Source organism: Vogesella mureinivorans (genome assembly GCF_007644035.1).
Taxonomy (GTDB): Bacteria; Pseudomonadota; Gammaproteobacteria; order Burkholderiales; family Chromobacteriaceae; genus Vogesella; species Vogesella mureinivorans.
The window spans coordinates 1-266 of record NZ_VMTV02000422.1; the positions used below are offsets into that span (position 1 = coordinate 1).

Genomic DNA, 266 nt, shown 5'->3' on the forward strand with positions numbered 1-266 from the left:
TTCACCCGGCGATGATCGCGATCTGCGGCGGGTTCAATCTCATCTACCAGTTCTGGATCCACACCGAGGCGATCCGCCGGATGCCCGCGTGGTTCGAGGCGGTGATGAACACGCCGAGCCACCACCGCGTGCACCACGCCACCAACCCACGCTATCTCGATCGCAATTATGCGGGCGTTTTCATCATTTGGGACAAGCTGTTCGGCACCTTCACACCAGAAGTCGATCACGAGCCGATCCGCTATGGCATTGTCAAACAACTGGGC

1 protein-coding gene is annotated in these 266 nt (G+C 59.0%); it reads left to right on the forward strand.

Going from position 1 to position 266, the window contains the following annotated elements; all coding sequences use genetic code 11:
• Positions 1-266 (forward strand): sterol desaturase family protein (locus tag FLQ44_RS11315; RefSeq protein ID WP_147694455.1); only part of this gene is annotated, 266 nt, incomplete at both ends.